Consider the following 25,677-nt stretch of genomic DNA (forward strand, 5'->3'; position numbering starts at 1 on the left):
CATCTGCCGCGCGACATATAGCTAAACGACTTAATTTTGATTACATTATTTAAATGAGCTATTCAATTGATTTTAGACGTAAAGTGATATCTACACGGAAAAACGAAGGGTTGAGTATCCGAGAAACAGCGAAGCAATTTCGGATTGGCCCTGCCTCTGTATCGCGTTGGATTAATCAAATAGAGTCAAAAGCATCGACCACGCGTCAGCGAAAGATCGATAAATCCGAGTTGATAAAAGATGTTGAACAATATCCAGATGCTTACCAAAAAGAACGTGCAGAGCGTTTTGGCGTTTGTCAGAAGGCCATTTGGCAAGCGCTTAAAAAGCTGGGATTGACCTATAAAAAAAACTCTACGTCATCCGAAAGCCGACGAAAACGCCCGGCAGGGATTTCAACAAAAAAAACAACAGTATGAAAAAGAAGGTAAACCTATTGTTTTTATTGATGAAAGTGGTTTTTCACACGATGCCCCACGGACTCACGGCTATTCCCCAAAAGGTCAACGGTGTTTTGGCCTGAAGAACTGGGGAGCTAGGGGAAGAACAAATGTTATCGGCGCTTTATTAGGCACAACGCTGTTTGCTATCGGATTATTTGATATCAATATTAACAGCGATGTTTTCTATGCCTGGGTCACACAAGTCCTTATCCCAGTACTCCCTAAAAACAGTGTAATCATGATGGACAATACCACTTTTCACAAAAAACATAATATTCAACAAGTCATCATCGATGCAGGGTATATGGTGGAGTATTTGCCTACATATTCGCCAGATCTTAACCCAATTGAGCATAAATGGGCACAAGCAAAAAGCAAAAAAAGAGAGATGGGTTGCGATACAGAGAGTTTGTTCTCAGTCCATATGGTGTAATCAAAATTAAGTCGCTTGGCTATAGTTTGTAGCCAACGGGTGCTGGAGACTCTCTGTGGGTATGGGGCGCGAGCAACTCGCCGGTACCGGTGGAGGCAATGCCAGTGTTATCTTCGGCAATGGCAACAACGCAGCCCGCTCACGCGGCATGCGTTGTTCAGGCGGAATAGCGGTGGTGCCATGTTTACGGGTGTTGGCAACGGTGATCAACCACTCACCAATGCGTGCATTAGCCGCGGGGACGTCCAGTATCAGCCCAGCCTGGCGAAACGTGGCGGCAAGCGGCACAACAAAGCTGTTCTTGAGGTAATGGTTGAAGCGTTCGACCTTGCCCTTAGTCTTGGCGCGGTAGGGACGGCAAACTTTAGGCGTAAAGGCATACTTCTCAGCCAGTTGCATCAACTGTGGGTTCCAGCGATGCTTGCCGGGCCCGTAGACATCACGCTCAATAATGATGGCCTTGGCGTTGTCGAACAGCAACTGATGCGGAGTTCCGCCAAAGAACTTAAGTGCAGACTCAATGCCGTCACACCAGGCTGCGGACTCCTGGTTGCTGTAGAACTTGACGAAAGTCGCCCGGCTCCAGCCCAGCGTAGCGACGAAGGCCAGCAACGGGTTATGGCCCTGCCTGACGATGGTGAAATCAACCTGCATCTGTACGCCGGGTTCGGTCTCAAAGCGCGTGACCGCCTCAGTAACGGGCTGTGCTTCATGGGGTGTAGAAATGCGGTAAGCATGCTATAGCCGCCATCATATCCCGTTGGCCTATCTCGCGCAGCAGCACACTGGCCGGTATCCACTGTGGTCTGGCAGCAGCAACGCGCTCGAGAACATACAGCTTGAACGGGTCAAGCTTGCATGTTCTAGGCATACGGGGCTTGTAACGCATGTCAGCCACCGGTAGTGGACTACGGATATATCGTCGAACGGTCTCGCGGGAGCATGAAAGCTGCCGCGCGATGGCACGGATGGACATGCCTTGACGGTGTAAAACGTGAATCTCCACTCTGGTCTCCAATGTCATCATTGGCAGTGCCTTAAAACTGCCATTTTTACCCTAGGTGGGTCAGATGTACATCGGCAGGTGGGCCAGTTTTACATCGGTAGCGACAAGTAGTAGCCAATGTCCATGATGGAGCCGTTGGAAAACGCCGGATTAAAGGTGTTGGGATTCTCTCCCGCCAGATAGGGCTGGTAACGGGAAGAATATTGGCAGTAATTCAGAAACACTTTGCGCAGCCGACCAATGCGCGCCAGACCCTGCGTCACCACGGCGTAATTAGGCAAGCTCGCGGTTTTGAAGGCTTCGAATAACACGACCTGATTGGCTTGTGCGCACGCGATCATTCTCTGCGCCTGAGCATGGTTTGACGCTAACGGTTTTTCGCAAACCACGTGTTTGCCATGCTCGAGAAACAGGATGCATTGTTCCGCATGCAGGCTATTCGGACTCGCGATGTAGACCGCATCAATCAGATCGGACTGGGCGAGTGCCTCCAGAGAGGTGAAGCAGTGTTCAACCAGATAGTCCGTTTGAAATTGCTGCGCTTTTTCCTGCGAACGGGAGTAGATGGCGATCAACTTCATCTTGCCGGTTTCATGTGCAGCATCAACAAACTGGCGCGTGATCTGACTGGTTCCTACAATAGCGAAACGAATCATGACGGGTCGATGTTCCTGGCGAGAGCGTAAGAAAAACAGAGTATAGCCAAGCGACTTAATTTTGATTACACCATATGGACTGAGAACAAACTCTCTGTATCGCAACCCATCTCTCTTTTTTTGCTTTTTGCTTGTGCCCATTTATGCTCAATTGGGTTAAGATCTGGCGAATATGTAGGCAAATACTCCACCATATACCCTGCATCGATGATGACTTGTTGAATATTATGTTTTTTGTGAAAAGTGGCATTGTCCATCATGATTACACTGTTTTTAGGGAGTACTGGGATAAGGACTTGTGTGACCCAGGCATAGAAAACATCGCTGTTAATATTGATATCAAATAATCCGATAGCAAACAGCGTTGTGCCTAATAAAGCGCCGATAACATTTGTTCTTCCCCTAGCTCCCCAGTTCTTCAGGCCAAAACACCGTTGACCTTTTGGGGAATAGCCGTGAGTCCGTGGGGCATCGTGTGAAAAACCACTTTCATCAATAAAAACAATAGGTTTACCTTCTTTTTCATACTGTTGTTTTTTTTGTTGAAATCCCTGCCGGGCGTTTTCGTCGGCTTTCGGATGACGTAGAGTTTTTTTTATAGGTCAATCCCAGCTTTTTAAGCGCTTGCCAAATGGCCTTCTGACAAACGCCAAAACGCTCTGCACGTTCTTTTTGGTAAGCATCTGGATATTGTTCAACATCTTTTATCAACTCGGATTTATCGATCTTTCGCTGACGCGTGGTCGATGCTTTTGACTCTATTTGATTAATCCAACGCGATACAGAGGCAGGGCCAATCCGAAATTGCTTCGCTGTTTCTCGGATACTCAACCCTTCGTTTTTCCGTGTAGATATCACTTTACGTCTAAAATCAATTGAATAGCTCATTTAAATAATGTAATCAAAATTAAGTCGTTTAGCTATAACATGATGTGAGCGCAAGGCAATCGTCCTGTCGCGGTTCTGCGTAGGGGAAAACCACGACAACAGGAGGTCGCGCGGCCGGATTCGTCCTGGCTGACGAAAAGCATTTACTGCTCCCCAACGTTACGGGGTACACTGCGCAACCTTTATGACGCGGGAGAGGCCGGTGAGCCAATTGGAACTGGAAACGCGAACGCTCACGTTGGTGCGTTATCCGAAAACGTCTGAGAATTCCACTTTACAAGCCTGGGAAGCAGCAGACGCGTTTTTGCTGAACGAAATTGCTGCCATGGAGCTTGCGCCTGGGCCCGTTGTGATTCTAAACGACACATTCGGTGCATTGGCCTGTGGATTACAGGCGTATGAGCCGCTCTGCGTCAGCGACAGCTACCTGAGCCAACTGGCGACGCGGCATAATCTGTCGCTCAACGGCTTTGCGCCGGAATCCGTCGCGTTGCAAGACAGCCTGACGGCATTACCCGATGCGCCATCGCTGGTGGTTATCAAGGTGCCAAAAACGCTGGCGATGCTGGAGCATCAGCTCCACATGCTGCGCTCGGTCGTCGCCCCGCATACGCGAATTATTGCCGGTGCGAAGGCGCGTGACATTCATACTTCCACGTTGCAATTGTTTGAAAAAATCATTGGCCCGACGCGGATGTCACTGGCGTGGAAAAAGGCGCGTCTGATTCACTGCGACGTGGCGCAAATCAATGTAGGTAAGTATTCACCAACTGTTGAATGGGAACTGGAGGGGTATGGTTACCGTATCCACAACCATGCCAACGTGTTTTCACGCGGCAGCCTGGATATCGGTACGCGTTTTTTTATGCAGCACTTGCCCCATGATATTGACGGCAAGATAATGGATTTAGGCTGCGGTAATGGGATTGTCGGGCTGGTGGCGCTGGCGCAAAATCCTTCAGCGCTGGTCAGCTTCGTCGATGAATCTCATATGGCGCTGGCTTCCAGCCGCATGAACGTGGAAATCAACTGTCCGCACGATCTGCCGCGTGCCAGTTTTGTGGTGAATAATTCGCTGGCCAACATTGCCCCTGATTCGCTGCAAGCGGTGCTGTGTAACCCGCCGTTCCACCAGCAGCAGACCATCACCGACCATCTGGCCTGGAATATGTTCAGCGACGCGCGCCGCTGTCTAGCGCATGGCGGTGAGCTGCGTATCGTAGGCAATCGCCATCTCAACTACTATCAGAAGCTGAAACACCTGTTTGGCAACTGCGAACAGCTGGCAGGCAACAACAAGTTTGTGGTGTTGCGCGCGGTGAAGCTAGCAGCGTCTCGCTGAACGGCGCTTGAGTAACCGGCTACAGCGTTAACGCTAGCCGGGTGGCTTGATCGATGGCCCGCCGGGCATCCAGTTCGGCGGCGACATCCGCACCGCCAATCAGATGCACGACGGCCCCACTGGCCTGTAATGGCGCATAGAGATCGCGCCGTGAATCCTGCCCTGCACAGACGATGACAGTGTCGGCGGCGATGCACCTCTCCTGGCCCTTATGAATAATATGCAGCCCGGCATCGTCAATGCGCTGATATAGCCAAGCGACATTATTTTGATAACAGCCAGCTATGCTTCTTTGCCGCATATCAGGGCATAGGATGTAATCATTTTTAAGTCGGTTGGCTATATTGCACGCCGTCCATAAAGCTCACCCCGTGGCGCAGTAGCTGTGCCCGGTGTATCCATCCGGTGGTTTTACCCAGGTGTTCACCCAGCTTTCCTGCCTTGCGTTGCAGCAGCACGATGTCATGCTGATGCACTGTGCCAGTGGGTGCGCCGGCGGCGAGTGGTAATAGGCCGCCCGGTTTATCAAGCGTGCGATCAATACCCCATTCGGCATAGAAATCGGCTTGCGGTGGCGCGCTCAGGTAATGGGCCACATCAAGACCAATACCGCCTGCACCGATAATTGCCACACGCTTGCCAACAGGAACCTTATCGCGCAGCACCTGTAAGTATAGCCAACCGACTTAAAAATGATTACATCCTATGCCCTGATATGCGGCAAAGAAGCATAGCTGGCTGTTATCAAAATAATGTCGCTTGGCTATAGCTCACTACGCTTGGGTGATCAATGCCGGGAATATCCTGCATGCGCGGCGTTATGCCACACGCCAGAACAACGGAATCAAAGCTTTTAAGATCGTCTACCGTGGCTTTGGTATTGAGGCTTACCAAGACATGAGTGAGCACCAACATACGGCGGTAATAGCGCAGCGTCTCCGTGAATTCATGTTTGCCGGGGATTTGCCGGGCCAGGTTAAACTGACCGCCGATATTACTGTCCGCTTCGAACAACGTTACTGCATGGCCGCGCTGTGCTGCGTTGATGGCAAAAGCGAGCCCTGCCGGGCCAGCACCGACGACGGCAATTCGTTGCTGTGTCTCTGTGGCGACTATGGGGAGCGTTGTTTCGTGGCAGGCGCGCGGGTTGACTAAACATGACGTCACCTTGCCGACAAATATTCTATCGAGACAAGCCTGATTGCAGCCGATACAGGTATTGATTTCATCGCTGCGGCCCGTTTCTGCTTTCTCAAGCAAGTGTTAATCGGCCAGAAAGGGGCGTGCCATGGAAACCATATCGGCGCAGCCCTGTGCCAGCATCTGTTCTGCCTGAGCCGGATCGTTGATGCGGTTGGTCGTGATAAGCGGTATGTTTACCTTGCCCATCAAGCGCTGGGTCACCCAGCCAAAGGCCGCGCGCGGCACCAGCGTTGCGATGGTCGGGATGCGTGCTTCGTGCCAGCCAATACCGGTGTTAAGCAACGTGACGCCAGCGGTTTCCATCTCTTGAGCCAGCGTTTCTATCTCTTGCCATGAGGAACCGGATTACACCAGATCGAGCATCGACAGGCGATAGATGATAATAAAGTGTGGCCCGGCCGCGCGGCTCACAGCACGTACAATCTCCAACGCGAAGCGGCGGCGGTTTTGTGGGTTGCCACCCCAGTCGTCATGCCGCTGCTTGGTGCGTTCGACCAGAAATTGATTAATCAGATACCCTTCAGAGCCCATGATTTCTACACCGTCATAGCCTGCCTGCTGGGCCAGCGCAGCACAGCGCGCAAAATCAGCGATGGTGTGTAAAATTTCCTCATGGGTCATGGCGTGCGGAAGGAAGGGGCTGATCGGTGCCTGAAGGGCGGAAGGTGCAACAGGATCGGGTTGATAGCTGTAGCGTCCGGCATGCAGAATTTGCAGCGCAATTTTCCCTCCCGCTTCATGTACCGCGGTCGTTATTGGGATATGGTGAGCTAGCTGTTCTTCATGTTCAAGCGTCGCACCGCCAGCGACCACTGCACCTTTGGCGTTGGGCGCAATACCACCGGTAACAATCAGCGCCACACCGCCCTGCACGCGTTCTCGATAAAACGCCGCCAACCGTTCAGTGCCTTGTGGATGCTCTTCCAAACCGGTGTGCATTGAACACATGATGACGCGGTTTTTTAACGTGGTGAAGCCCAAATTGAGGGGCGAAAAAAGCTTGGGGTAGGCGTGCATGATGCTCTCCACAGAAACCGCGCAAGAAACTGGTCTGATGAGTTTACTGTAGCGAGTGTTGAATGTTATGTGAAATAAATGTTTATTTATTGTGATTTGTGTCATTCCCCGCGGCGACACTCGTTAATCGGGACGGCATACCAGAAGGTTTGTTGTCCGTGCCAACAATCATTATAATTCGCGGGATCAGAGTGCTAAGGAATCGCTATGTGGGTGGATGAGTGGGAACCGGCGCTGGAAAGTGCGCTGACCGATTTGGAACGTTGTGTCAGGTTGCAGCAGCAAGGCTGGCGTCAGGATCGTGAACGCTGGCAGCAGCAGCTCACGCAGGCCCAACAGCGGGAAGCGGAGCTGTGCGCGCAGATCGAAAGGTTAGTGATTCAGTTAAACTCTATGGATGCGTCGCCGGAACGAAATCCCCTGGTGCAGCGCATTAAAATGATTGGCGCCTATATTGACGCCTTGGCGAAGGATGCCTCCGCCTTTAGTCGTTCACTTCCCTGATCGATTTGATTTGTCCTGTTTTTTCCACTGGTGTTTGGTGCTCGCTGAGCAAACGGCAGAAATCTGCCGTTTGCATGACGCTGCGTGGCTTACAGTAGCGTCAGGGTTACGTCGATATTGCCGCGTGTGGCGTTAGAATACGGGCACACGATATGGGCCTTTTCTACCAGTGCTTGCGCGGTTTCACGCGCCAACCCCGGCAGATCAATTTTCAATTCCACTTCAATGGCAAACCCGGTTGGTGCGGCCCCGATGCCGACACTCCCCGCAATGGTGGTTGCCGCTGGCAGTGCAATTTTTTCTTTGCTGGCGACAAACTTCAACGCACCAAGGAAACAGGCGGAGTAACCTGCCGCAAACAGCTGTTCCGGGTTCGTTCCTTCGCCACCGGCACCGCCCAGTTCACGTGGCGTCGTCAATTTGACGCTCAGTTGCTGATCGGAGGATTAGGCGCGGCCATCGCGTCCGCCGGTGGCTTTTGCGTGAGCGACATACAGTACTTTTTCAATGGACATGGTGTAACTATATGAACGCATCCCGTTTGCAAAGCATTCGTGGTGTTGACATTGGTGGTAGGTTGCAGCTCTATATTCGGCCTTGTTGCAGCCGCTGCTGCGGGCCTCGATGAGATTCGCTGACTCACACCTCATTCTCCTGGCGAGCTTTAAGCTCAACTGTAGTGGTCAACTAAATTTGGCCACCCTACCTGACTGTTGATGGAACAGCCGTTCTGATTCATTTGGTGTTAACCCACCGTTATACCAGTGAGGTCTGACATCGCTATAATAATGGGTTATGTAGCGAATAATGGATGATTGAGCAGTACTAAAGCTTTGGTAGCTAGTCGTTGGCACCCATTCAGTCTTCAGACTACGGAAGAATCGCTCCATCGGACTATTATCCCAACAATTTCCTCTGCGACTCATACTTTGGGTCATCTGATAACGCCACAATGCCTGCCTATACTGACGACTGGTGTAATGGCTTCCTTGGTCACTATGAAACATGACTTGTTTGGGATGCCCACGCAGTTCCCAAGCCATTTGTAGTGCTTTGGCTGTTAATTCTGAATCTGGCGAAAACGACATTGCCCAACCCACGGGTTTTCGGGCAAATATAGCCAAGCGACTTAATTTTGATTACACCATATGGACTGAGAACAAACTCTCTGTATCGCAACCCATCTCTCTTTTTTTGCTTTTTGCTTGTGCCCATTTATGCTCAATTGGGTTAAGATCTGGCGAATATGTAGGCAAATACTCCACCATATACCCTGCATCGATGATGACTTGTTGAATATTATGTTTTTTGTGAAAAGTGGCATTGTCCATCATGATTACACTGTTTTTAGGGAGTACTGGGATAAGGACTTGTGTGACCCAGGCATAGAAAACATCGCTGTTAATATTGATATCAAATAATCCGATAGCAAACAGCGTTGTGCCTAATAAAGCGCCGATAACATTTGTTCTTCCCCTAGCTCCCCAGTTCTTCAGGCCAAAACACCGTTGACCTTTTGGGGAATAGCCGTGAGTCCGTGGGGCATCGTGTGAAAAACCACTTTCATCAATAAAAACAATAGGTTTACCTTCTTTTTCATACTGTTGTTTTTTTTGTTGAAATCCCTGCCGGGCGTTTTCGTCGGCTTTCGGATGACGTAGAGTTTTTTTTATAGGTCAATCCCAGCTTTTTAAGCGCTTGCCAAATGGCCTTCTGACAAACGCCAAAACGCTCTGCACGTTCTTTTTGGTAAGCATCTGGATATTGTTCAACATCTTTTATCAACTCGGATTTATCGATCTTTCGCTGACGCGTGGTCGATGCTTTTGACTCTATTTGATTAATCCAACGCGATACAGAGGCAGGGCCAATCCGAAATTGCTTCGCTGTTTCTCGGATACTCAACCCTTCGTTTTTCCGTGTAGATATCACTTTACGTCTAAAATCAATTGAATAGCTCATTTAAATAATGTAATCAAAATTAAGTCGTTTAGCTATATCAACAAGGGAATTGAACAAAATGCCCGCGCAATCCCCCCTCTTTAGGGGGAGGTCGAGTGGGTGCTAACCAACCTACTATTCTTTGACTTTCGTAAGTGCGAGTGATCGGGCTACGTCTCGCGCTTTTGGTGGGGTGCGCTGGTTGTTAATGTATTCTTTCACCGCTTCCAGCGATGCCGCGCCGCATGAAACAACGCAGTAAGACGGCGACCAAAAATGAGTGCCCCAGAGCATAGTTTTCACGGCATTGCAAAATTCAAGCAGGTCATTTCGGGTAGCGCAGGCTAAACCCGTTCCGCTCAAGCGGAGTGCTTGCTTGTTATGTCATCTCTCGCCATACTTATGCGCATACCTTTGCGCATAGGAGTTTAAAGTATGAGTGTGGTTACAACACCCCGTAACAGCGCCAAAAGAAGCACTAATGTTTACCTGACGGCTTCATTGGTCGATAAGGCTCGTAGCATGGATATGAACCTGTCGGCAACGTTGGATAACCTTCTTGCACAGGCGATAGAAACCAAAATGGAGGAAAGAGAAAAAGAGAAACAGGATATGCTCACCATGAATAAATTCATGGAGAAAGCAGGTTTGCTTACAGACGACGAGTTTTTTGGGAGTCTGTAATGCCGGAGTCTGTAAAGAATTTCGTGTAAATGGCTCCATCGCTTAACCGGAAATCCGATCTCCATACATCAACATGAATTGGCTCATAGCCGGTTTCCAGTCTCTGATTGGTAGGGTCCATTTAGCCGAGATATTATGCAAGGCTAGATAGAATAATTTTAGCACCGAGTCATCCGTTGGAAATATTCGTCGCGTTTTCGTTATCTTGCGCAATGAAGCATTTAACGACTCTATCGCGTTGGTGGTGTAGATAACCTTGCGAATCTCCGGCGGAAAATCAAAAATGACGATGAGACGTTCCCAATTATTTCTCCACGATGGGCTGATCGTCGGGAACTGTTCATCCCATTTGGCCGCGAAGGCATCCAGGGCCTCTTCAGCGCCCTCTAGCGTTGCGGAACTATAGATAGTGCGGAGGTCAGCAGCAACGGCTTTACGCTCTTTCCAGCCGACGTAGCGCAGCGAGTTCCGCACCTGATGCACGATGCAGAGCTGTACCCGCGTATGCGGGTAAACAGCTTCAATGGCATCAGGAAAGCCCTTCAGGCCATCGCAGCAGGCGATGAAGATGTCCTGTAGCCCACGATTTTTCAGTTCTGTCATTACAGATAACCAGAACTTGGCCCCCTCGGTTTTGGCTATCCATAGCCCCAGCAGCTCTTTTTCGCCCTGGCCGTTGATGCCTAGAGCCAAGTAAACAGACTTGTTGGTCACGGCTCCGCAGTCCTTGCTTTTGACCACAATACAGTCAAGGTAAACAATGGGATAAAACGCATCCAGCGGCCGTTGCTGCCAGCGCTTAACGTCATCCATCACGGCATTGGTCACTTGAGAAATGAAGCCAGCGGAAACATCGACCCCGTAGACTTCTTTAAAGTGAGCCTGAATATCACGGGTTGATAGCCCTCTGGAATAGAGAAAAATAATGCGGTCATCGAAGCCGTTAAGCTGCTTTTCGTGCTTACCGATCAGTGTCGGCTCGAAGGTACTGTTGCGGTAGCGCGGAATATCGAGCTCGAGCGCCCCATTTTGGCTACGTACGCTCTTGGATGTCTTGCCATTGCGGGAGTTGCCTGAATGATTACCAGCCGGGTCATGCTTAGCATACCCAAGGTGTATCTCCATCTCAGCTTGAAGAACCCGTTCCGCCAGTCTTTTAGTCAGCTCCTTGAGTAGGCCTGATTCACCCAGAAGCTCCTGAGGGGAGTGGCAATCCTGAAGCAGTTGGTCAATAAGTTCATTGCTTATAGGCATTTTTTGTCCTCTGAAGGTTTTCCTCAAAATGCCATTTACACAGATCTTTTTACACTCTCCATACGCGGGTACAGCTCTGCATCGTGCATCAGGTGCGGAACTCGCTGCGCTACGTCGGCTGGAAAGAGCGTAAAGCCGTTGCTGCTGACCTCCGCACTATCTATAGTTCCGCAACGCTAGAGGGCGCTGAAGAGGCCCTGGATGCCTTCGCGGCCAAATGGGATGAGCAGTTCCCGACGATCAGCCCATCGTGGAGAAATAATTGGGAACGTCTCATCGTCATTTTTGATTTTCCGCCGGAGATTCGCAAGGTTATCTACACCACCAACGCGATAGAGTCGTTAAATGCTTCATTGCGCAAGATAACGAAAACGCGACGAATATTTCCAACGGATGACTCGGTGCTAAAATTATTCTATCTAGCCTTGCATAATATCTCGGCTAAATGGACCCTACCAATCAGAGACTGGAAACCGGCTATGAGCCAATTCATGTTGATGTATGGAGATCGGATTTCCGGTTAAGCGATGGAGCCATTTACACGAAATTCTTTACAGACTCAATGCCATGGGCATTCCGGTTAATGTTTGTCTGGATAGAACGGGCGGGGGCTACTTACTCGGTATTGAAATTTTATCTCACAGACCAACCCGTTAATGTTCTTGCTGTCACACTGCACTTATCCGTCGTCCACGTTTACGGTGAGCAAAACATGGTAGAAAAAAGCAAAAGCTTTAGTGAACAGTTGACCGGTTTCATCACCCAATTAGACCAATCGCTTTATAATAAAAAACGCCAGCCATTTCTGGCAAGCGTTTTTCTAAAAAACCAACGGTAGTGAACCCGTATCAGTTCATGCCGTATTTTTTCAATTTCTTGCGCAGCGTACCGCGGTTGATACCTATCATCAGGGCCGCGCGGGTCTGGTTACCACGGGTGTACTGCATCACCATGTCCAACAGTGGCTGTTCAACTTCAGCCAATACCAGCTCATACAGGTCATTCACATCCTGACCGTTAAGTTGAGCGAAATAGTTCTTCAGTGCCTGTTTAACCGAGTCGCGCAGGGGTTTTTGGGTTACCTGAGCCTGAGAGTTTACTGTAGAAACGGTCAGTACGTCAGAATTCACGCGTTGTTCGAACATAGTTCTGTCAGCTCTTTTTCTGTTTACGCAAGATTTTCAAAATATGCCTCCAACGCCTCCAGCTGTTCGCTGGCATCCTCAATGGCGTTGAATGTGCGCCTAAACTGGTCATTGGGGGCGTTCTCTTGGAGATACCAAGAGACGTACTTACGAGCAATACGGAATCCCTTGCCCGGACCATAAAAGTCGTGCAACTCCCGTATGTGCTTGAAGAGCAAACGCTTCACTTCTGCCAATGGCATCGGTGCCAGTTGCTCCCCCGTGTCCAGATAATGCTGGATTTCCCGAAAGATCCAGGGTCTTCCCTGAGCAGCCCGTCCTATCATCAGGGCATCTGCCCCGGTGTAATCAAGAACCGCTCTGGCTTTACGCGGGCTTGTAATGTCGCCATTCGCGATAACGGGAATGGAAACGGCCTGCTTAACCGCCCGAATGCTGTCGTATTCTGCCTCACCGCTGAACAGGCACGCACGCGTGCGGCCATGTACGGTAAGCGCCTGGATACCACAGGCTTCGGCCAGTCTGGCAATGTCTACACAGTTACGGTGCTCCGGTGCCCAGCCAGTACGAATTTTCAGTGTGACCGGTACGTCCACCGCCTTAACCACGGCGGAGAGGATTTGTTTGACCAAATCCGGATACTGTAACAGCGCAGAGCCCGCCATCTTGCGGTTTACCTTCTTTGCAGGACACCCAATGTTGATATCAATGATTTGCGCGCCGAAATCAGTGTTGATTCTGGCTGCCGCTGCCATCTCATCAGGGTCGCTACCGGCAATCTGCACGGCGCGGATCCCAGGTTCATCGCTGTGTACCATGCGCAGACGCGACTTATCCGAACGCCACACCTCCGGATTGGAGGAGAGCATTTCGGAGACCGTCATCCCAGCCCCCATGTCATGACAAAGCGTCCTGAAAGGGCGATCGCTGACGCCAGCCATGGGGGCGGCGATCAATCGATTAGCTAGCTGAAATTGTCCAATGTGCATAGACAAAGAGTGACCATACTGTGTCTGCAAGGGCGCGTATATTACGCATTTTTTACGCCAGATGAAAGGCCAAACTTTGAGCAATTGAGCGGAACAGATCAAGGAAATGTGTCTTTGCTTGCTGAAATTTCTTAATTGTCTTTTTATTACAGTAAGTTACAAGGCTAATCACTTATTGGTCCAACCATTGCACGATCAAACATTTCTGCGCAACAGTACGCAAATGCCTGGTCAGGCCGCGTCCGATGGCGTTTTCGTGCACAACAACGGGCGGTTTATCGCACAGTGGCTTACGGCAATGGCTATACCCGTCATATAGCTAAACGACTTAATTTTGATTACATTATTTAAATGAGCTATTCAATTGATTTTAGACGTAAAGTGATATCTACACGGAAAAACGAAGGGTTGAGTATCCGAGAAACAGCGAAGCAATTTCGGATTGGCCCTGCCTCTGTATCGCGTTGGATTAATCAAATAGAGTCAAAAGCATCGACCACGCGTCAGCGAAAGATCGATAAATCCGAGTTGATAAAAGATGTTGAACAATATCCAGATGCTTACCAAAAAGAACGTGCAGAGCGTTTTGGCGTTTGTCAGAAGGCCATTTGGCAAGCGCTTAAAAAGCTGGGATTGACCTATAAAAAAAACTCTACGTCATCCGAAAGCCGACGAAAACGCCCGGCAGGGATTTCAACAAAAAAAACAACAGTATGAAAAAGAAGGTAAACCTATTGTTTTTATTGATGAAAGTGGTTTTTCACACGATACCCCACGGACTCACGGCTATTCCCCAAAAGGTCAACGGTGTTTTGGCCTGAAGAACTGGGGAGCTAGGGGAAGAACAAATGTTATCGGCGCTTTATTAGGCACAACGCTGTTTGCTATCGGATTATTTGATATCAATATTAACAGCGATGTTTTCTATGCCTGGGTCACACAAGTCCTTATCCCAGTACTCCCTAAAAACAGTGTAATCATGATGGACAATGCCACTTTTCACAAAAAACATAATATTCAACAAGTCATCATCGATGCAGGGTATATGGTGGAGTATTTGCCTACATATTCGCCAGATCTTAACCCAATTGAGCATAAATGGGCACAAGCAAAAAGCAAAAAAAGAGAGATGGGTTGCGATACAGAGAGTTTGTTCTCAGTCCATATGGTGTAATCAAAATTAAGTCGCTTGGCTATATAACCTCAAACCCTTCAAAAAATTAACACCCTGCGGCTATTCCATTCCCAGCTCTTTGAGCTTGCGCGTCAGGGTGTTACGTCCCCATCCCAACAGGCGAGCCGCTTCTTGCTTATGACCCTGTGTATGACGTAACGCGGTGGTGAGCAGCGTTCTTTCCATCTCCGGTTGCGCTTCGGAGAGCAGATTTTGATGACCGGAACGCAGCGCCCGATCGGCCCATTGCGCCAGCAGGGTTGCCCAACTGTCCGGCAGCATGTGCACCGTGGCATCGGGGGCCGTGGTTTCAAACAGCTCCGGCGGCAGGTCCTGAATCAACACCTCTTGTCCGGCAGCCATCACGGTCAGCCAGCGGCAGGTGTTCTCCAACTGACGCACGTTGCCCTGCCAGGGCAGGCGCGTTAACGCTGTTTCCGTTTCCGGATGCAGATTTTTGGGTTCTACACCCAGCTCTTTGGCGGTTGCCTGCAAGAAGTAGCGGGCCAGCCGTGGAATATCCTCTCGCCGTTCACGCAGTGGAGGCAGATGGACGCGAATCACATTGAGGCGGTGAAACAGGTCTTCGCGAAATTTACCTTCCTGAACGCGCAGTTCCAGATTTTGGTGGGTCGCGGCGATGATACGCACATCCACTTTCACCGCAGCATAGCCACCGACGCGGTAGAACTGACCGTCAGCCAATACGCGCAACAGCCGCGTTTGCACATCCAGAGGCATATCGCCGATTTCATCGAGAAACAGGGTGCCGCCATCGGCCTGCTCAAAGCGTCCCTGGCGAATCTGGTTCGCGCCGGTAAACGCCCCTTTTTCATGACCAAACAGTTCTGACTCGATCAGATCCTTGGGGATGGCCGCCATATTCAAAGCGATAAACGGTGCTTTGGCGCGCGGACTATGGCGATGCAGCGCATGTGCCACCAGCTCTTTACCGGTTCCCGATTCCCCGTTGATCAGCACGCTGATGGATGAACGGGAGAGCCGGCCAATAATGCGAAACACATCCTGCATGGCCGGTGCTTCACCAATGATATCGGTGGTGGGGCCATTGAGCGGTTGCGCGCGGACCGGTTGCTGCTGTTCCAGATAGTGACTGATCGCGCGCTCAACCAAATCGACGGCTTCGTCTATATCGAACGGTTTGGGCAGATAATCAAACGCGCCCTGTTGGTAAGCGCTTACCGCCGCATCCAGATCGGAGTGCGCGGTCATAATGATCACCGGCAGCATCGGATGACGCTGTTTGATCTGTTGCAGCAGTGCCAGACCGTCCATGCCCGGCATGCGAATATCGGACAGCAGCACATCCGGCGTTTGTGTTGCCAGCGCGTGCAGCGCCTGATTTCCGTTATCAAAGGTGGCGCAGGTCAGCCCCGCCCCAGTGAGCGCGCGCTCCAGCACCCAACGGATGGAGCTATCGTCATCGACAATCCAGACTATCCCTCGTTGCATCGTGAACCTCACTGGCGAATGGGCAGGTAAACCGAGAATTCGGTATGGCCTGGCCAACTGTTAAATTCAATTTTTCCCGAATGCTGATCGATCAGGCTGCGTGCGATCGATAATCCCAGCCCAGTACCCCCTTCACGACCGCTTACCATCGGGTAAAACAGCGTGTCTTGCAGCTGAGCGGGGACGCCAGTGCCATCGTCTTCGATATCAATACGCGCCGCCAGGCGATAGCGCACGCAGTGCAGCGTGAGTTGAAAGGCGGTACGCGTGCGCAGCGTAATGGTGCCGCCTTCTTTACCCAGCGCCTGGAGCGCATTGCGGGTAATGTTCAGCAGCACTTGTTCAATCTGGTCTGGGTCGTGGGTCAGCTCAGGCAGGCTGGGATCGTAATCTTTCACCAGCGTCACGTTGTCAGGTTTTTCCAACGAGACCAACTTGCAGACGCGCTCAACGACCTGATGAATACTTTGCGTTACGTGTAAACCCGGCTGCTGCGGCTCTAAGAGCCTGTCCACCAGATTGCGCAGGCGATCGGCCTGCTCAATGATCACCTTGGTGTATTCTGTCAGCGCGGGGTCAGGCAGCGCTTTGGCCAGCAACTGTGCCGCGCCGCGCAATCCGCCGAGCGGATTCTTGATTTCATGTGCCAGGCCGCGTACCAAATCACGTGCAGCCTGCTGCTGGGAATGCTGTAATTGTTCCTGGCTGAGGCGGCGCTGGTTGTCCATGGGCGCCATCTCCAACAGGATAAAACTGTGTTGAATGCGTTGTGCGGTGAGCGACATGATGTGTGCTCTGCCATCGACAACGATAGTCACTTCGTTATCCGTAAATCCTTGACCCGCGTTGAGGCTTTCGCGCATCAGCTCAATATTTAGCGAAAAATAGCTGAGCAGATCCGGCAACGGTGTTCCCGCCAATTTGCGTGAACTTTGCGCCAGCAACTGCTGGGCAGCCGGATTGGAATAGTGGATTGCAAGGTCGTTATCCAGCAATAAAATACTATTGATCAAAGAATTGAGGATCTGCCTAGCATCGGGCAGCGTGCCTGTTGCCATAACGCAGACTCCTGCACCCTCGCGGTGCATTGTAGTGTAAATGATGGATGTTACGTCGCAACGGCCAATGTTGATGATAAAGAAATAAGGCCGATGGTGAAAAAAGCCCATCCGAAGATGGGCTGAAAAGTTTCCATGGCAACAAAAACAAACTTCTTATAATTCTGTTGATGCCCGGTCATGGCAGGGTTCAGCACGCCCACCAGGCCGAGGTAAATCCTAGGTACGCAGTCGTTGATTAAACGCTGTAGTACAGTTCGAACTCAACCGGGTGCGGCGTCATGCGAACGCGATCGTTCTCTTCACGGCGCAGACCGATGTAAGCATCGATAGCGTCGTCAGTGAACACGCCGCCTGCCGTCAGGAATGCACGGTCAGCGTCCAGCGCGTTCAGTGCTTCTTCCAGAGAGCCTGCAACCTGCGGGATTTCATTCGCTTCTTCCGGCGGCAGATCGTACAGGTTTTTGTCCATGGCATCGCCAGGGTGGATCTTGTTCTTGATACCATCCAGACCGGCCATCAGCAGTGCGGCGAAGCACAGGTACGGGTTAGCCGCCGGGTCCGGAAAGCGCACTTCGATACGTGCTGCTTTCGGGCTGGAAACGAACGGGATACGGATAGAAGCAGAACGGTTAAGTGCGGAGTACGCCAGCATTACCGGAGCTTCATAACCAGGGACCAGACGCTTGTAGGAGTTGGTGGTCGGGTTGGACAGGGCGTTGATCGCTTTAGCGTGCTTGATGACACCGCCGATGTAGAACAGCGCTTCTTCAGACAGGCCAGCGTATTTGTCGCCGGAGAATTTGTTGGTGCCGCCTTTGGACAAGGACATGTGGCAGTGCATGCCAGAACCGTTGTCACCGAACATTGGTTTCGGCATAAAGGTAGCGGTTTTGCCGTAAGCGTGCGCTACGTTGTGAACAACGTATTTGTAGATCTGAATTTCGTCCGCTTTTTTGGTCATGGTGTTGAAGCGGGTGGCCACTTCGTTCTGACCCGCAGTTGCCACTTCGTGGTGGTGAGATTCAACAACCAGGCCCATTTGTTCCATTACCTGGCACATCTGAGAACGGATGTCTTGTGCGGAGTCAACCGGCGGAACCGGGAAGTAACCGCCTTTCACTGCCGGACGGTGGCCTTTGTTGCCGCCTTCGTATTTGGTGCCGGAGTTCCATGCGCCTTCGATATCATCGATAGCAACGTGAGAGCCGGAGATGCTGCTGCCGAAACGAATGTCGTCAAACAGGAAGAATTCAGGTTCTGGTCCGAACAGAACGGTGTCCGCGATACCGGTGGAACGCAGGTACTCTTCAGCGCGTTTCGCGATGGAACGCGGGTCGCGATCGTAACCCTGCATGGTGTTTGGTTCCAGAATGTCACAACGAATGATCAGCGTCGTGTCTTCATAGAACGGGTCCAGTACTGCGGTGCTTGCGTCAGGCATCAGCACCATGTCGGATTCGTTGATACCTTTCCAGCCACCAATAGAGGAGCCGTCGAACATTTTGCCTTCTTCGAAGAAGTCAGCGCTAACCTGGTGAGCTGGAATGGTGACGTGCTGCTCTTTACCCTTGGTATCGGTAAAGCGTAAGTCGACGAATTTTACTTCGTGCTCGTTCAGCATCGTCAAAACATGTTCTGCGGACATACTTGGATCTCCCGATTTGTCATTTATCGTCGTGGAACGAATATCGTTATGGAATGATGTTTGTTACCGTAATAAGGTTTAAGCTAAAATCATGCCAACTCTACGCGTGGGGTTGGGAGGCGTTGTTTTCAGGCTTTCGTTGAAGGCAGTGCCTGCACCATTAGCGTTCGTTGCACTATTATGGTTCATAATCACCAAAATAGTGCACTTTTTGTGTGCGTTTGTTTACTTTCTCTGCGCCGTTGCACCATGAAAGGGATCACAAAGCAAGCACCCCTGGGTTGTTTATCGCTTAGGAGTGTGATCTTGTTTGGTCCCTCGCTTAATCCGTGTACAATAGCGCGCTATTTCTAAATGCCTGAGGCAAAGCTGTGATCGAGAATTTGCGTAACATTGCTATTATTGCGCACGTTGACCATGGGAAAACAACCCTGGTTGACAAGCTGCTACAACAATCTGGAACATTGGGTGAACGAAATGACGCCACTGAGCGCGTTATGGACTCCAACGATCTGGAAAAAGAACGCGGTATCACCATTCTGGCGAAAAACACCGCCATTAACTGGAGAGATTACCGTATCAATATCGTTGACACCCCAGGACACGCCGATTTCGGTGGTGAAGTGGAGCGTGTAATGTCCATGGCCGATTCAGTGCTGCTGCTGGTAGACGCAATGGACGGCCCGATGCCCCAGACTCGTTTCGTTACCCAAAAAGCTTTTGCCTATGGCATGAAACCGATTGTGGTCATCAACAAAGTTGACCGTCCGGGCGCGCGCCCTGACTGGGTCGTCGATCAGGTGTTCGATCTGTTCGTCAACCTGGGGGCCACCGACGAACAACTGGATTTCCCTATCGTTTACGCGTCTGCGTTGATGGGTATCGCCGGTTTGGATCACGAAGACATGGCGGAAGACATGACGCCGCTGTTTGAAGCGATCGTCAAACACGTTGAAGCTCCGAGCGTCGATCTGGACGGTCCGCTGCAAATGCAAATCTCCCAGCTGGACTACAACAGCTATGTGGGTGTTATCGGTATCGGCCGTATCAAACGTGGCCGTATCAAACCGAACCAGCAAGTGACGATTATCGATGCGGAAGGTAAACGCCGTAACGGTAAAGTGGGTCAGGTGTTGGGCCATTTGGGTTTGCAACGTATCGAAGCTGACGTGGCGGAAGCGGGTGACATCATCGCTATCACCGGTCTGGGTGAACTGAACATCTCTGACACCATCTGTGATACTGCTAACGTAGAAGCTCTGCCGCCGCTGTCCGTGGATGAGCCGACTGTAACCATGTCCTTCGGGGTGAACACCTCGCCGTTCTGCGGTAAAGAAGGCAAGTTCGTGACCTCTCGTCAGATTCTGGATCGTCTGAAGAAAGAGCTGGTGCACAACGTGGCGCTGCGTGTTGAAGAAACCGAAGACCCGGATACCTTCCGTGTGTCTGGCCGTGGCGAACTGCACCTGTCCGTGCTGATCGAAAACATGCGTCGTGAAGGTTTTGAACTGGCCGTGTCTCGTCCGAAAGTTATCTTCCGTGACATCGACGGTCGTCGTCAGGAACCGTTCGAAACCGTGACGCTGGATATCGAAGATCAGCATCAGGGTTCCGTGATGGAAGCGCTGGGTCTGCGTAAAGGTGAACTGCGCGATATGAACCCGGACGGTAAAGGCCGTGTGCGTCTGGATTACATTATCCCAAGCCGTGGTTTGATTGGCTTCCGTACGGATTTCTTGACCATGACCTCCGGTACTGGCTTGCTGTACTCCACCTTTAGTCATTACGACGATGTGCGTCCGGGCGATATCGGCCAGCGTCAGAACGGCGTGCTGATCTCTAACGGCCAGGGTAAAGCAGTAGCCTATGCGCTGTTCAGCTTGCAGGAGCGCGGTAAGTTGTTCCTGGGACACGGTGCAGAAGTGTATGAAGGCCAGGTTATCGGTATTCACACTCGTTCCAATGACCTGACGGTTAACTGCCTGACGGGTAAAAAACTGACCAACATGCGTGCTTCTGGTACTGATGAAGCCACGGTGCTGGTGCCAGCGGTGAAAATGTCGCTGGAGCAAGCGTTGGAATTTATCGATGACGATGAATTGGTTGAAGTGACTCCGCAGTCTATCCGTCTGCGTAAACGTCACCTGACCGAAAACGATCGCCGTCGCGCCAACCGCGGGCCGAAAGAGGGCTAATCCGCCGCTCTTTACAAAACCGTTCCAGGGCGCTTTCAAGCGCCCTGCCTTTTTTCTCGTCGTGTTATTTCCTTCCTGCCTGACCCTGATGATGTGCTTGTTAACGCTCAAGGCGTCGCGTCTGGCTGACGTAATGTCACAAGGCATACCACAGCGGTGAGTGCCGAGAGCACCGCCAATACCGCAAAGATGCTGTGGAAAGCCGACGTGTAGGCATGATTTGCCAGTTCGATAATGATCCCGTCCCTCATGCTATCCGTATTTGAAACAGTACCGTGTCCGGCACTAGCTCCCATTTGATTTGCTATTGCGGTGTCGTTCTTCGGTAATGCAAGTGACTCAACTTCGGCCGCCGCGTGCAGATTCGCTGCCGTCAAACTCATCAACATGGCTCCGATGGCGGTAATGGCGAGGGCTTCTCCGGTTACGCGCATGGTGGTAAAGATACCGGCAGCCATCCCTGCACGTGCTTTTGGAACAACACTGACCGACAAAGCATCCATCAAGCCGCAGGGCAGTCCGTTGCCGATGCCAACCGGCAGCATCGGGAGTGCCATTGACCATAAGCCTCCGTCCGCCGACAAGCGCGTCAACAGCCAGGTACCGAGCGCGGAGATGAGAAAACCCACGCCCGCGGCGCGTGTCAAGGTAGTTGTCGCCTCAGTTATAGCCAAGCGACATTATTTTGATAACAGCCAGCTATGCTTCTTTGCCGCATATCAGGGCATAGGATGTAATCATTTTTAAGTCGGTTGGCTATAACTCATGCAGCCAGCGTTTCCCGCTCCGGATTTAGCCAGACTTCATCCTGTCGGCTCCAGTTGCGCGTTGGCCCGGACCAGCGATGCGGGGTCTGCATTTTTGCTGCTTCATATACCGATTTACGCTGCGCCAGCAGTTCATGATCTTCACCCCTGTGCCGCTGACCCGGTGTGACGTAGCGGATGCCGCTGTGGCGATGTTCTTCGTTGTACCAGCCGACGAAGGTTTCCACCCAGTCGCGCGCATCTTCCAGCGTTGCGAAGCCCTTATCCGGCCAGGCAGGCACGTATTTCAGCGTCCTGAACAGGGATTCAACATGTGCGTTGTCGTTGCTCACCCGCGGCCGGCTGTGCGACGGCGTTATCTTCAGCTCTGCAAGTTTGACCTGCAGCACCTGCGACTTCATTGGCGCACCATTATCCGCATGCAGTACCAGCGGCTCCTGCCAGCAACGCTCGCTCAGCACGGTCCGCTTCAGAAACTCTGCCGCATACTCACCGCTTTCAGCCAGGTGCACCTCGTGACCCACGATTTTGCGGCTGAACACGTCTTCTATCAGATACAGGTATAACCAGTGCCCGGCCGTCAGCGATTTTAACCAGGTTATGTCCCATGACCACACCTGTCTGGCGGCTATCGCCTTCCAGGTCGACAGTGGTTTGCTCTGCCGGGCCTTCTGCCGGCCCCGGTGCGTGGTTTCACCCGCCCGCCGCAGCACCCGGTAGAACGTTGATTCGCTGGCGATATAGCGCTTCTCATCAGCCAGCACCGGAACGATTTGCGATGGCGGCAGGCTGGCGAACCGGGGTTCATGGCAGATGGCCAGCACCTGCTGTTCCTCTTCAGCACTGAGCTTGTTTTTCGGTGCCGGCCGTGGCGTCGAGGTTCGCCGATCGTCCGGTATCTGCTGCCAGCGTTGCAGGGTCCACTCGGCTTTGTTGAATAATTTAACCGTTTGATTTACATCTTCTTTAGTTAGAATGCATTTACAGAGAATGTATTTTGTTAGAACGACAAATCAAATAGTTAGCACAATAAAAAGCATTCCGAGAGGAAAAATTAGTCGTTGAAATTTTATAATGCTTATATAAATCAGTATCTTAAATTATTCAACAAAGTCGGTCCACTCACTCAGCCCAACGCAGCGACAGGCCTCTCTCAGTCGGGCCCCGCCAGCGACGGCTTCCTGCACCATCGCCATCAACTGTAGCCTGCCGGCAGTGCGCGTCATTCGGCCTCGTTTTCTTCGTCGAACAACGCCTTCAGCTTTTTTTCCAGGAGCAACAGAGCGGCAGCTTCGGCAAGCGCTTTATCCTTACGGGCAATTTCACGGTTAAGTTGTTGGTTTTCTTTTCTTAATCGTTTTGTTTCGGCTTTTTCTTCTCGCTGACCGGGTTGCATTAACTCGTCCTTCCACTGCTGAAGTTGCTCAGGATACAGGCACTTACGGCGACAGTATTCAGCTACAGCGTGGGCAGAAAGCGGGGCCGTTTCAACCAGTACAGCAAAACGCGCTTCCTGAGACCACTCACCGGGAGGTGTTTTCTCTGCGGATACAGGCAGAGTGGAAATACCCGCCTCTGAGCGCCAGTGGTAAAGCGTTTTTATCGGGATCGCCTCCTGGCGTGATATAGCCAAGCGACTTAATTTTGATTACACCATATGGACTGAGAACAAACTCTCTGTATCGCAACCCATCTCTCTTTTTTTGCTTTTTGCTTGTGCCCATTTATGCTCAATTGGGTTAAGATCTGGCGAATATGTAGGCAAATACTCCACCATATACCCTGCATCGATGATGACTTGTTGAATATTATGTTTTTTGTGAAAAGTGGCATTGTCCATCATGATTACACTGTTTTTAGGGAGTACTGGGATAAGGACTTGTGTGACCCAGGCATAGAAAACATCGCTGTTAATATTGATATCAAATAATCCGATAGCAAACAGCGTTGTGCCTAATAAAGCGCCGATAACATTTGTTCTTCCCCTAGCTCCCCAGTTCTTCAGGCCAAAACACCGTTGACCTTTTGGGGAATAGCCGTGAGTCCGTGGGGCATCGTGTGAAAAACCACTTTCATCAATAAAAACAATAGGTTTACCTTCTTTTTCATACTGTTGTTTTTTTTGTTGAAATCCCTGCCGGGCGTTTTCGTCGGCTTTCGGATGACGTAGAGTTTTTTTTATAGGTCAATCCCAGCTTTTTAAGCGCTTGCCAAATGGCCTTCTGACAAACGCCAAAACGCTCTGCACGTTCTTTTTGGTAAGCATCTGGATATTGTTCAACATCTTTTATCAACTCGGATTTATCGATCTTTCGCTGACGCGTGGTCGATGCTTTTGACTCTATTTGATTAATCCAACGCGATACAGAGGCAGGGCCAATCCGAAATTGCTTCGCTGTTTCTCGGATACTCAACCCTTCGTTTTTCCGTGTAGATATCACTTTACGTCTAAAATCAATTGAATAGCTCATTTAAATAATGTAATCAAAATTAAGTCGTTTAGCTATAACGTTCCACGCTTCGCTGACCAGGCTACGTTTTATCGTCCGCTCAATATCTGGCTCCTTAGGTCGACACCAATAGCGATAACTGCTTCGGTGAACATTAAAAATACGACACAACGCTTTCACTGGATAAAGCGCTCTTAGCTTTTCAACTACCGAGAATTTTTCAGTGAGTCGGACATTAAGAGCGCAGTAGCCTTTTTTAAGATGGCATTCTCCATTTCCAGTCGGTGGATTTTTTTCTTCATTTCTCTGAACTCAATTTGTTCAGGTGTTAATGGCAGACCAGGCGATGTTTTCCCTTGACGTTCTAAACGAAGGGCTCTTACCCACCGGCTAATCGCTGAAAGACTGACGTTAATGGCTTTCGCGGCTTCCTGGTAGGTATAATTTTGGTCAAGGACTAATTTGGCGGTTTCACATTTAAATTCAGCAGTAATTATTTTACTCATTTTGGCACCTATAAAAATTATGAGGTAAGCATATCACCTCTACTTAGGTGGCCAAATTCAGTATGCCACTACAAAGTGACCAATGCCGTGATGGATGACGTTAAGCGCTGGCAGCAACGGCCGCTGGATGCGTTTTATCCCATTGTTTACCTTGACTGTATTGTTGTCAAAAGCCAGGACGGCGGAGCCGTGACCAACAAGTCTGTTTACTTGGTTCTAGGCATCAACGGCCAGGGCGAAAAAGAGCTGCTGGGGCTATGGATAGCCAAAACCGAGGGGGCCAAGTTCTGGTTATCTGTAATGACAGAACTGAAAAATCGTGGGCTACAGGACATCTTCATCGCCTGCTGCGATGGCCTGAAGGGCTTTCCTGATGCCATTGAAGCTGTTTACCCGCATACGCGGGTACAGCTCTGCATCGTGCATCAGGTGCGGAACTCGCTGCGCTACGTCGGCTGGAAAGAGCGTAAAGCCGTTGCTGCTGACCTCCGCACTATCTATAGTTCCGCAACGCTAGAGGGCGCTGAAGAGGCCCTGGATGCCTTCGCGGCCAAATGGGATGAACAGTTCCCGACGATCAGCCCATCGTGGAGAAATAATTGGGAACGTCTCATCGTCATTTTTGATTTTCCGCCGGAGATTCGCAAGGTTATCTACACCACCAACGCGATAGAGTCGTTAAATGCTTCATTGCGCAAGATAACGAAAACGCGACGAATATTTCCAACGGATGACTCGGTGCTAAAATTATTCTATCTAGCCTTGCATAATATCTCGGCTAAATGGACCCTACCAATCAGAGACTGGAAACCGGCTATGAGCCAATTCATGTTGATGTATGGAGATCGGATTTCCGGTTAAGCGATGGAGCCATTTACACGAAATTCTTTACAGACTAGGA

28 protein-coding genes and 9 pseudogenes are annotated in these 25,677 nt (G+C 50.7%); 12 read left to right on the top strand and 25 right to left on the bottom strand.

The features are described 5' to 3' along the window. Positions 1-53: 53 nt before the first annotated feature. Positions 54-419 (top strand): IS630 transposase-related protein, encoded by a 366-nt coding sequence (locus ACQGXV_RS14760; protein WP_440862584.1) that lies wholly within the window; start codon positions 54-56, stop codon positions 417-419. Next, the gene (locus ACQGXV_RS14765) at positions 343-876 is read left to right on the top strand and encodes an IS630 family transposase (RefSeq protein WP_440867434.1); all 534 of its coding nucleotides are present in this window, start codon (positions 343-345) and stop codon (positions 874-876) included. The genes ACQGXV_RS14760 and ACQGXV_RS14765 overlap by 77 nt, the downstream gene beginning before the upstream one ends. A 6-nt stretch (positions 877-882) precedes the next feature. On the opposite strand, the pseudogene istA reads toward ACQGXV_RS14765, so the two are convergent. The 4 genes and pseudogenes from istA to ACQGXV_RS14785 form a co-directional block, all read right to left on the bottom strand. Beyond that, positions 883-1,903, bottom strand: a pseudogene (istA, locus tag ACQGXV_RS14770) (IS21 family transposase). A gap of 86 nt (positions 1,904-1,989) precedes the next feature. Continuing rightward, positions 1,990-2,538: pseudogene (locus tag ACQGXV_RS14775) on the bottom strand (Gfo/Idh/MocA family protein); the annotation flags it as partial. Between the two features lie 65 nt (positions 2,539-2,603). Beyond that, a complete protein-coding gene (locus ACQGXV_RS14780; protein ID WP_440862665.1) occupies positions 2,604-3,137 on the bottom strand; it encodes an IS630 family transposase in 534 nt (177 codons plus the stop codon). After that, positions 3,061-3,426 carry an IS630 transposase-related protein gene (locus ACQGXV_RS14785; RefSeq protein WP_440862584.1) on the bottom strand — a complete coding sequence of 122 codons (366 nt, stop codon included), beginning with the start codon at positions 3,424-3,426 and terminating at the stop codon, positions 3,061-3,063. Before ACQGXV_RS14785 ends, ACQGXV_RS14780 begins: the two co-directional genes overlap by 77 nt. A gap of 202 nt (positions 3,427-3,628) precedes the next feature. Between ACQGXV_RS14785 and rlmG the strand changes: the two genes are divergently transcribed. Then, positions 3,629-4,768: a 23S rRNA (guanine(1835)-N(2))-methyltransferase RlmG gene (gene rlmG, locus ACQGXV_RS14790; RefSeq protein ID WP_440866761.1), complete on the top strand. Its 1,140-nt coding sequence runs from the start codon at positions 3,629-3,631 to the stop codon at positions 4,766-4,768. Positions 4,769-4,787: 19 nt separating this feature from the next. On the opposite strand, the pseudogene ACQGXV_RS14795 reads toward rlmG, so the two are convergent. Beyond that, positions 4,788-5,442 (bottom strand): annotated as a pseudogene (locus tag ACQGXV_RS14795) (hypothetical protein); the annotation flags it as partial. Here ACQGXV_RS14795 and ACQGXV_RS14800 point away from each other — a divergent pair. Continuing rightward, positions 5,394-5,537 carry a hypothetical protein gene (locus ACQGXV_RS14800; protein WP_440866762.1) on the top strand — a complete coding sequence of 48 codons (144 nt, stop codon included), beginning with the start codon at positions 5,394-5,396 and terminating at the stop codon, positions 5,535-5,537. The pseudogene ACQGXV_RS14795 and the gene ACQGXV_RS14800 overlap by 49 nt on opposite strands. On the opposite strand, the pseudogene ACQGXV_RS14805 reads toward ACQGXV_RS14800, so the two are convergent. Beyond that, positions 5,534-6,988: pseudogene (locus tag ACQGXV_RS14805) on the bottom strand (oxidoreductase); the annotation flags it as partial. The gene ACQGXV_RS14800 and the pseudogene ACQGXV_RS14805 overlap by 4 nt on opposite strands. Positions 6,989-7,195: 207 nt before the next feature. Here ACQGXV_RS14805 and ACQGXV_RS14810 point away from each other — a divergent pair. Then, positions 7,196-7,492: a hypothetical protein gene (locus tag ACQGXV_RS14810; protein ID WP_222159381.1), complete on the top strand. Its 297-nt coding sequence runs from the start codon at positions 7,196-7,198 to the stop codon at positions 7,490-7,492. A gap of 89 nt (positions 7,493-7,581) precedes the next feature. On the opposite strand, the pseudogene ACQGXV_RS14815 reads toward ACQGXV_RS14810, so the two are convergent. From ACQGXV_RS14815 to ACQGXV_RS14835, 5 genes and pseudogenes are all read right to left on the bottom strand, one after another. Continuing rightward, positions 7,582-8,007, bottom strand: a pseudogene (locus tag ACQGXV_RS14815) (organic hydroperoxide resistance protein). 168 nt (positions 8,008-8,175) lie between these two features. Then, a pseudogene (locus ACQGXV_RS14820) lies at positions 8,176-8,616 on the bottom strand (IS3 family transposase); the annotation flags it as partial. Between the two features lie 15 nt (positions 8,617-8,631). Continuing rightward, positions 8,632-9,165, bottom strand: coding sequence for an IS630 family transposase (locus ACQGXV_RS14825; RefSeq protein WP_440862665.1), 534 nt, complete (start codon positions 9,163-9,165; stop codon positions 8,632-8,634). Beyond that, complete coding sequence (locus ACQGXV_RS14830; RefSeq protein WP_440862584.1) at positions 9,089-9,454, bottom strand: IS630 transposase-related protein; 366 nt, start codon at positions 9,452-9,454, stop codon at positions 9,089-9,091. The genes ACQGXV_RS14825 and ACQGXV_RS14830 overlap by 77 nt, the downstream gene beginning before the upstream one ends. 114 nt (positions 9,455-9,568) lie before the next feature. Further along, a complete protein-coding gene (locus ACQGXV_RS14835) occupies positions 9,569-9,796 on the bottom strand; it encodes a transposase (protein ID WP_440866763.1) in 228 nt (75 codons plus the stop codon). A gap of 72 nt (positions 9,797-9,868) precedes the next feature. On the opposite strand from ACQGXV_RS14835, the gene ACQGXV_RS14840 reads away from it, so the two are divergent. Next, a complete protein-coding gene (locus ACQGXV_RS14840) occupies positions 9,869-10,117 on the top strand; it encodes a type II toxin-antitoxin system CcdA family antitoxin (RefSeq protein ID WP_440866764.1) in 249 nt (82 codons plus the stop codon). A 42-nt stretch (positions 10,118-10,159) separates the two neighbouring features. On the opposite strand, the gene ACQGXV_RS14845 is transcribed toward ACQGXV_RS14840, so the two are convergent. Beyond that, positions 10,160-11,371: an IS256 family transposase gene (locus ACQGXV_RS14845; protein ID WP_440866765.1), complete on the bottom strand. Its 1,212-nt coding sequence runs from the start codon at positions 11,369-11,371 to the stop codon at positions 10,160-10,162. Between the two features lie 62 nt (positions 11,372-11,433). On the opposite strand from ACQGXV_RS14845, the pseudogene ACQGXV_RS14850 reads away from it, so the two are divergent. Then, positions 11,434-11,895, top strand: a pseudogene (locus ACQGXV_RS14850) (transposase); the annotation flags it as partial. A 324-nt stretch (positions 11,896-12,219) separates the two neighbouring features. Here ACQGXV_RS14850 and fis read toward each other — a convergent pair. After that, on the bottom strand, positions 12,220-12,516 hold the full coding sequence (fis, locus tag ACQGXV_RS14855; RefSeq protein WP_440866766.1) for a DNA-binding transcriptional regulator Fis: 297 nt from the start codon (positions 12,514-12,516) through the stop codon (positions 12,220-12,222). Positions 12,517-12,539: 23 nt separating this feature from the next. Further along, positions 12,540-13,505 (bottom strand): tRNA dihydrouridine synthase DusB, encoded by a 966-nt coding sequence (gene dusB / locus ACQGXV_RS14860; RefSeq protein WP_440867435.1) that lies wholly within the window; start codon positions 13,503-13,505, stop codon positions 12,540-12,542. 351 nt (positions 13,506-13,856) lie between these two features. Between dusB and ACQGXV_RS14865 the strand changes: the two genes are divergently transcribed. Beyond that, positions 13,857-14,222, top strand: coding sequence for an IS630 transposase-related protein (locus tag ACQGXV_RS14865; protein ID WP_440862584.1), 366 nt, complete (start codon positions 13,857-13,859; stop codon positions 14,220-14,222). Continuing rightward, positions 14,146-14,679, top strand: coding sequence for an IS630 family transposase (locus tag ACQGXV_RS14870; RefSeq protein ID WP_440867179.1), 534 nt, complete (start codon positions 14,146-14,148; stop codon positions 14,677-14,679). Before ACQGXV_RS14865 ends, ACQGXV_RS14870 begins: the two co-directional genes overlap by 77 nt. A gap of 60 nt (positions 14,680-14,739) precedes the next feature. On the opposite strand, the gene glnG is transcribed toward ACQGXV_RS14870, so the two are convergent. Genes glnG through glnA form a run of 4 tightly spaced genes read right to left on the bottom strand, consistent with a single transcriptional unit; the run spans position 14,740 to position 18,858 of the window. Continuing rightward, positions 14,740-16,152 (bottom strand): nitrogen regulation protein NR(I), encoded by a 1,413-nt coding sequence (gene glnG / locus ACQGXV_RS14875; protein WP_440866767.1) that lies wholly within the window; start codon positions 16,150-16,152, stop codon positions 14,740-14,742. Positions 16,153-16,160: 8 nt separating this feature from the next. Beyond that, positions 16,161-17,210 (bottom strand): nitrogen regulation protein NR(II), encoded by a 1,050-nt coding sequence (gene glnL / locus ACQGXV_RS14880; RefSeq protein WP_440866768.1) that lies wholly within the window; start codon positions 17,208-17,210, stop codon positions 16,161-16,163. Positions 17,211-17,260: 50 nt separating this feature from the next. Further along, on the bottom strand, positions 17,261-17,413 hold the full coding sequence (locus ACQGXV_RS14885) for a hypothetical protein (protein WP_440866769.1): 153 nt from the start codon (positions 17,411-17,413) through the stop codon (positions 17,261-17,263). A 35-nt stretch (positions 17,414-17,448) separates the two neighbouring features. After that, positions 17,449-18,858, bottom strand: coding sequence for a glutamate--ammonia ligase (glnA, locus tag ACQGXV_RS14890; protein ID WP_440866770.1), 1,410 nt, complete (start codon positions 18,856-18,858; stop codon positions 17,449-17,451). Between the two features lie 371 nt (positions 18,859-19,229). On the opposite strand from glnA, the gene typA reads away from it, so the two are divergent. After that, complete coding sequence (typA, locus tag ACQGXV_RS14895) at positions 19,230-21,053, top strand: ribosome-dependent GTPase TypA (RefSeq protein ID WP_440866771.1); 1,824 nt, start codon at positions 19,230-19,232, stop codon at positions 21,051-21,053. Positions 21,054-21,160: 107 nt separating this feature from the next. Here typA and ACQGXV_RS14900 read toward each other — a convergent pair whose 3' ends face one another. Further along, complete coding sequence (locus ACQGXV_RS14900) at positions 21,161-21,559, bottom strand: hypothetical protein (protein WP_440866772.1); 399 nt, start codon at positions 21,557-21,559, stop codon at positions 21,161-21,163. Between the two features lie 22 nt (positions 21,560-21,581). Between ACQGXV_RS14900 and ACQGXV_RS14905 the strand changes: the two genes are divergently transcribed. Further along, positions 21,582-21,800, top strand: a complete 219-nt coding sequence (locus ACQGXV_RS14905; RefSeq protein ID WP_440866773.1) for a hypothetical protein — start codon at positions 21,582-21,584, stop codon at positions 21,798-21,800. Positions 21,801-21,816: 16 nt separating this feature from the next. On the opposite strand, the gene ACQGXV_RS14910 is transcribed toward ACQGXV_RS14905, so the two are convergent. From ACQGXV_RS14910 to ACQGXV_RS14935, 6 genes and pseudogenes are all read right to left on the bottom strand, one after another. After that, positions 21,817-22,797, bottom strand: a complete 981-nt coding sequence (locus ACQGXV_RS14910; protein WP_440867436.1) for an IS3 family transposase — start codon at positions 22,795-22,797, stop codon at positions 21,817-21,819. 123 nt (positions 22,798-22,920) lie between these two features. After that, complete coding sequence (locus ACQGXV_RS14915; RefSeq protein ID WP_440866774.1) at positions 22,921-23,046, bottom strand: hypothetical protein; 126 nt, start codon at positions 23,044-23,046, stop codon at positions 22,921-22,923. Further along, positions 23,043-23,453 carry a transposase gene (locus ACQGXV_RS14920; RefSeq protein ID WP_440866775.1) on the bottom strand — a complete coding sequence of 137 codons (411 nt, stop codon included), beginning with the start codon at positions 23,451-23,453 and terminating at the stop codon, positions 23,043-23,045. Before ACQGXV_RS14920 ends, ACQGXV_RS14915 begins: the two co-directional genes overlap by 4 nt. Positions 23,454-23,468: 15 nt before the next feature. Continuing rightward, entirely contained in the window at positions 23,469-24,002 is a 534-nt protein-coding gene (locus ACQGXV_RS14925) for an IS630 family transposase (protein WP_440862665.1), read from the bottom strand. After that, on the bottom strand, positions 23,926-24,291 hold the full coding sequence (locus tag ACQGXV_RS14930; protein ID WP_440862584.1) for an IS630 transposase-related protein: 366 nt from the start codon (positions 24,289-24,291) through the stop codon (positions 23,926-23,928). Before ACQGXV_RS14930 ends, ACQGXV_RS14925 begins: the two co-directional genes overlap by 77 nt. 48 nt (positions 24,292-24,339) lie before the next feature. Further along, a pseudogene (locus ACQGXV_RS14935) lies at positions 24,340-24,776 on the bottom strand (transposase); the annotation flags it as partial. Between the two features lie 72 nt (positions 24,777-24,848). Here ACQGXV_RS14935 and ACQGXV_RS14940 point away from each other — a divergent pair. Then, positions 24,849-25,637 (top strand): annotated as a pseudogene (locus ACQGXV_RS14940) (IS256 family transposase); the annotation flags it as partial. Positions 25,638-25,677 lie beyond the last annotated feature (40 nt).

This window comes from Symbiopectobacterium purcellii (genome assembly GCF_052050035.1).
Lineage (GTDB): Bacteria > Pseudomonadota > Gammaproteobacteria > Enterobacterales > Enterobacteriaceae > Symbiopectobacterium > Symbiopectobacterium purcellii_A.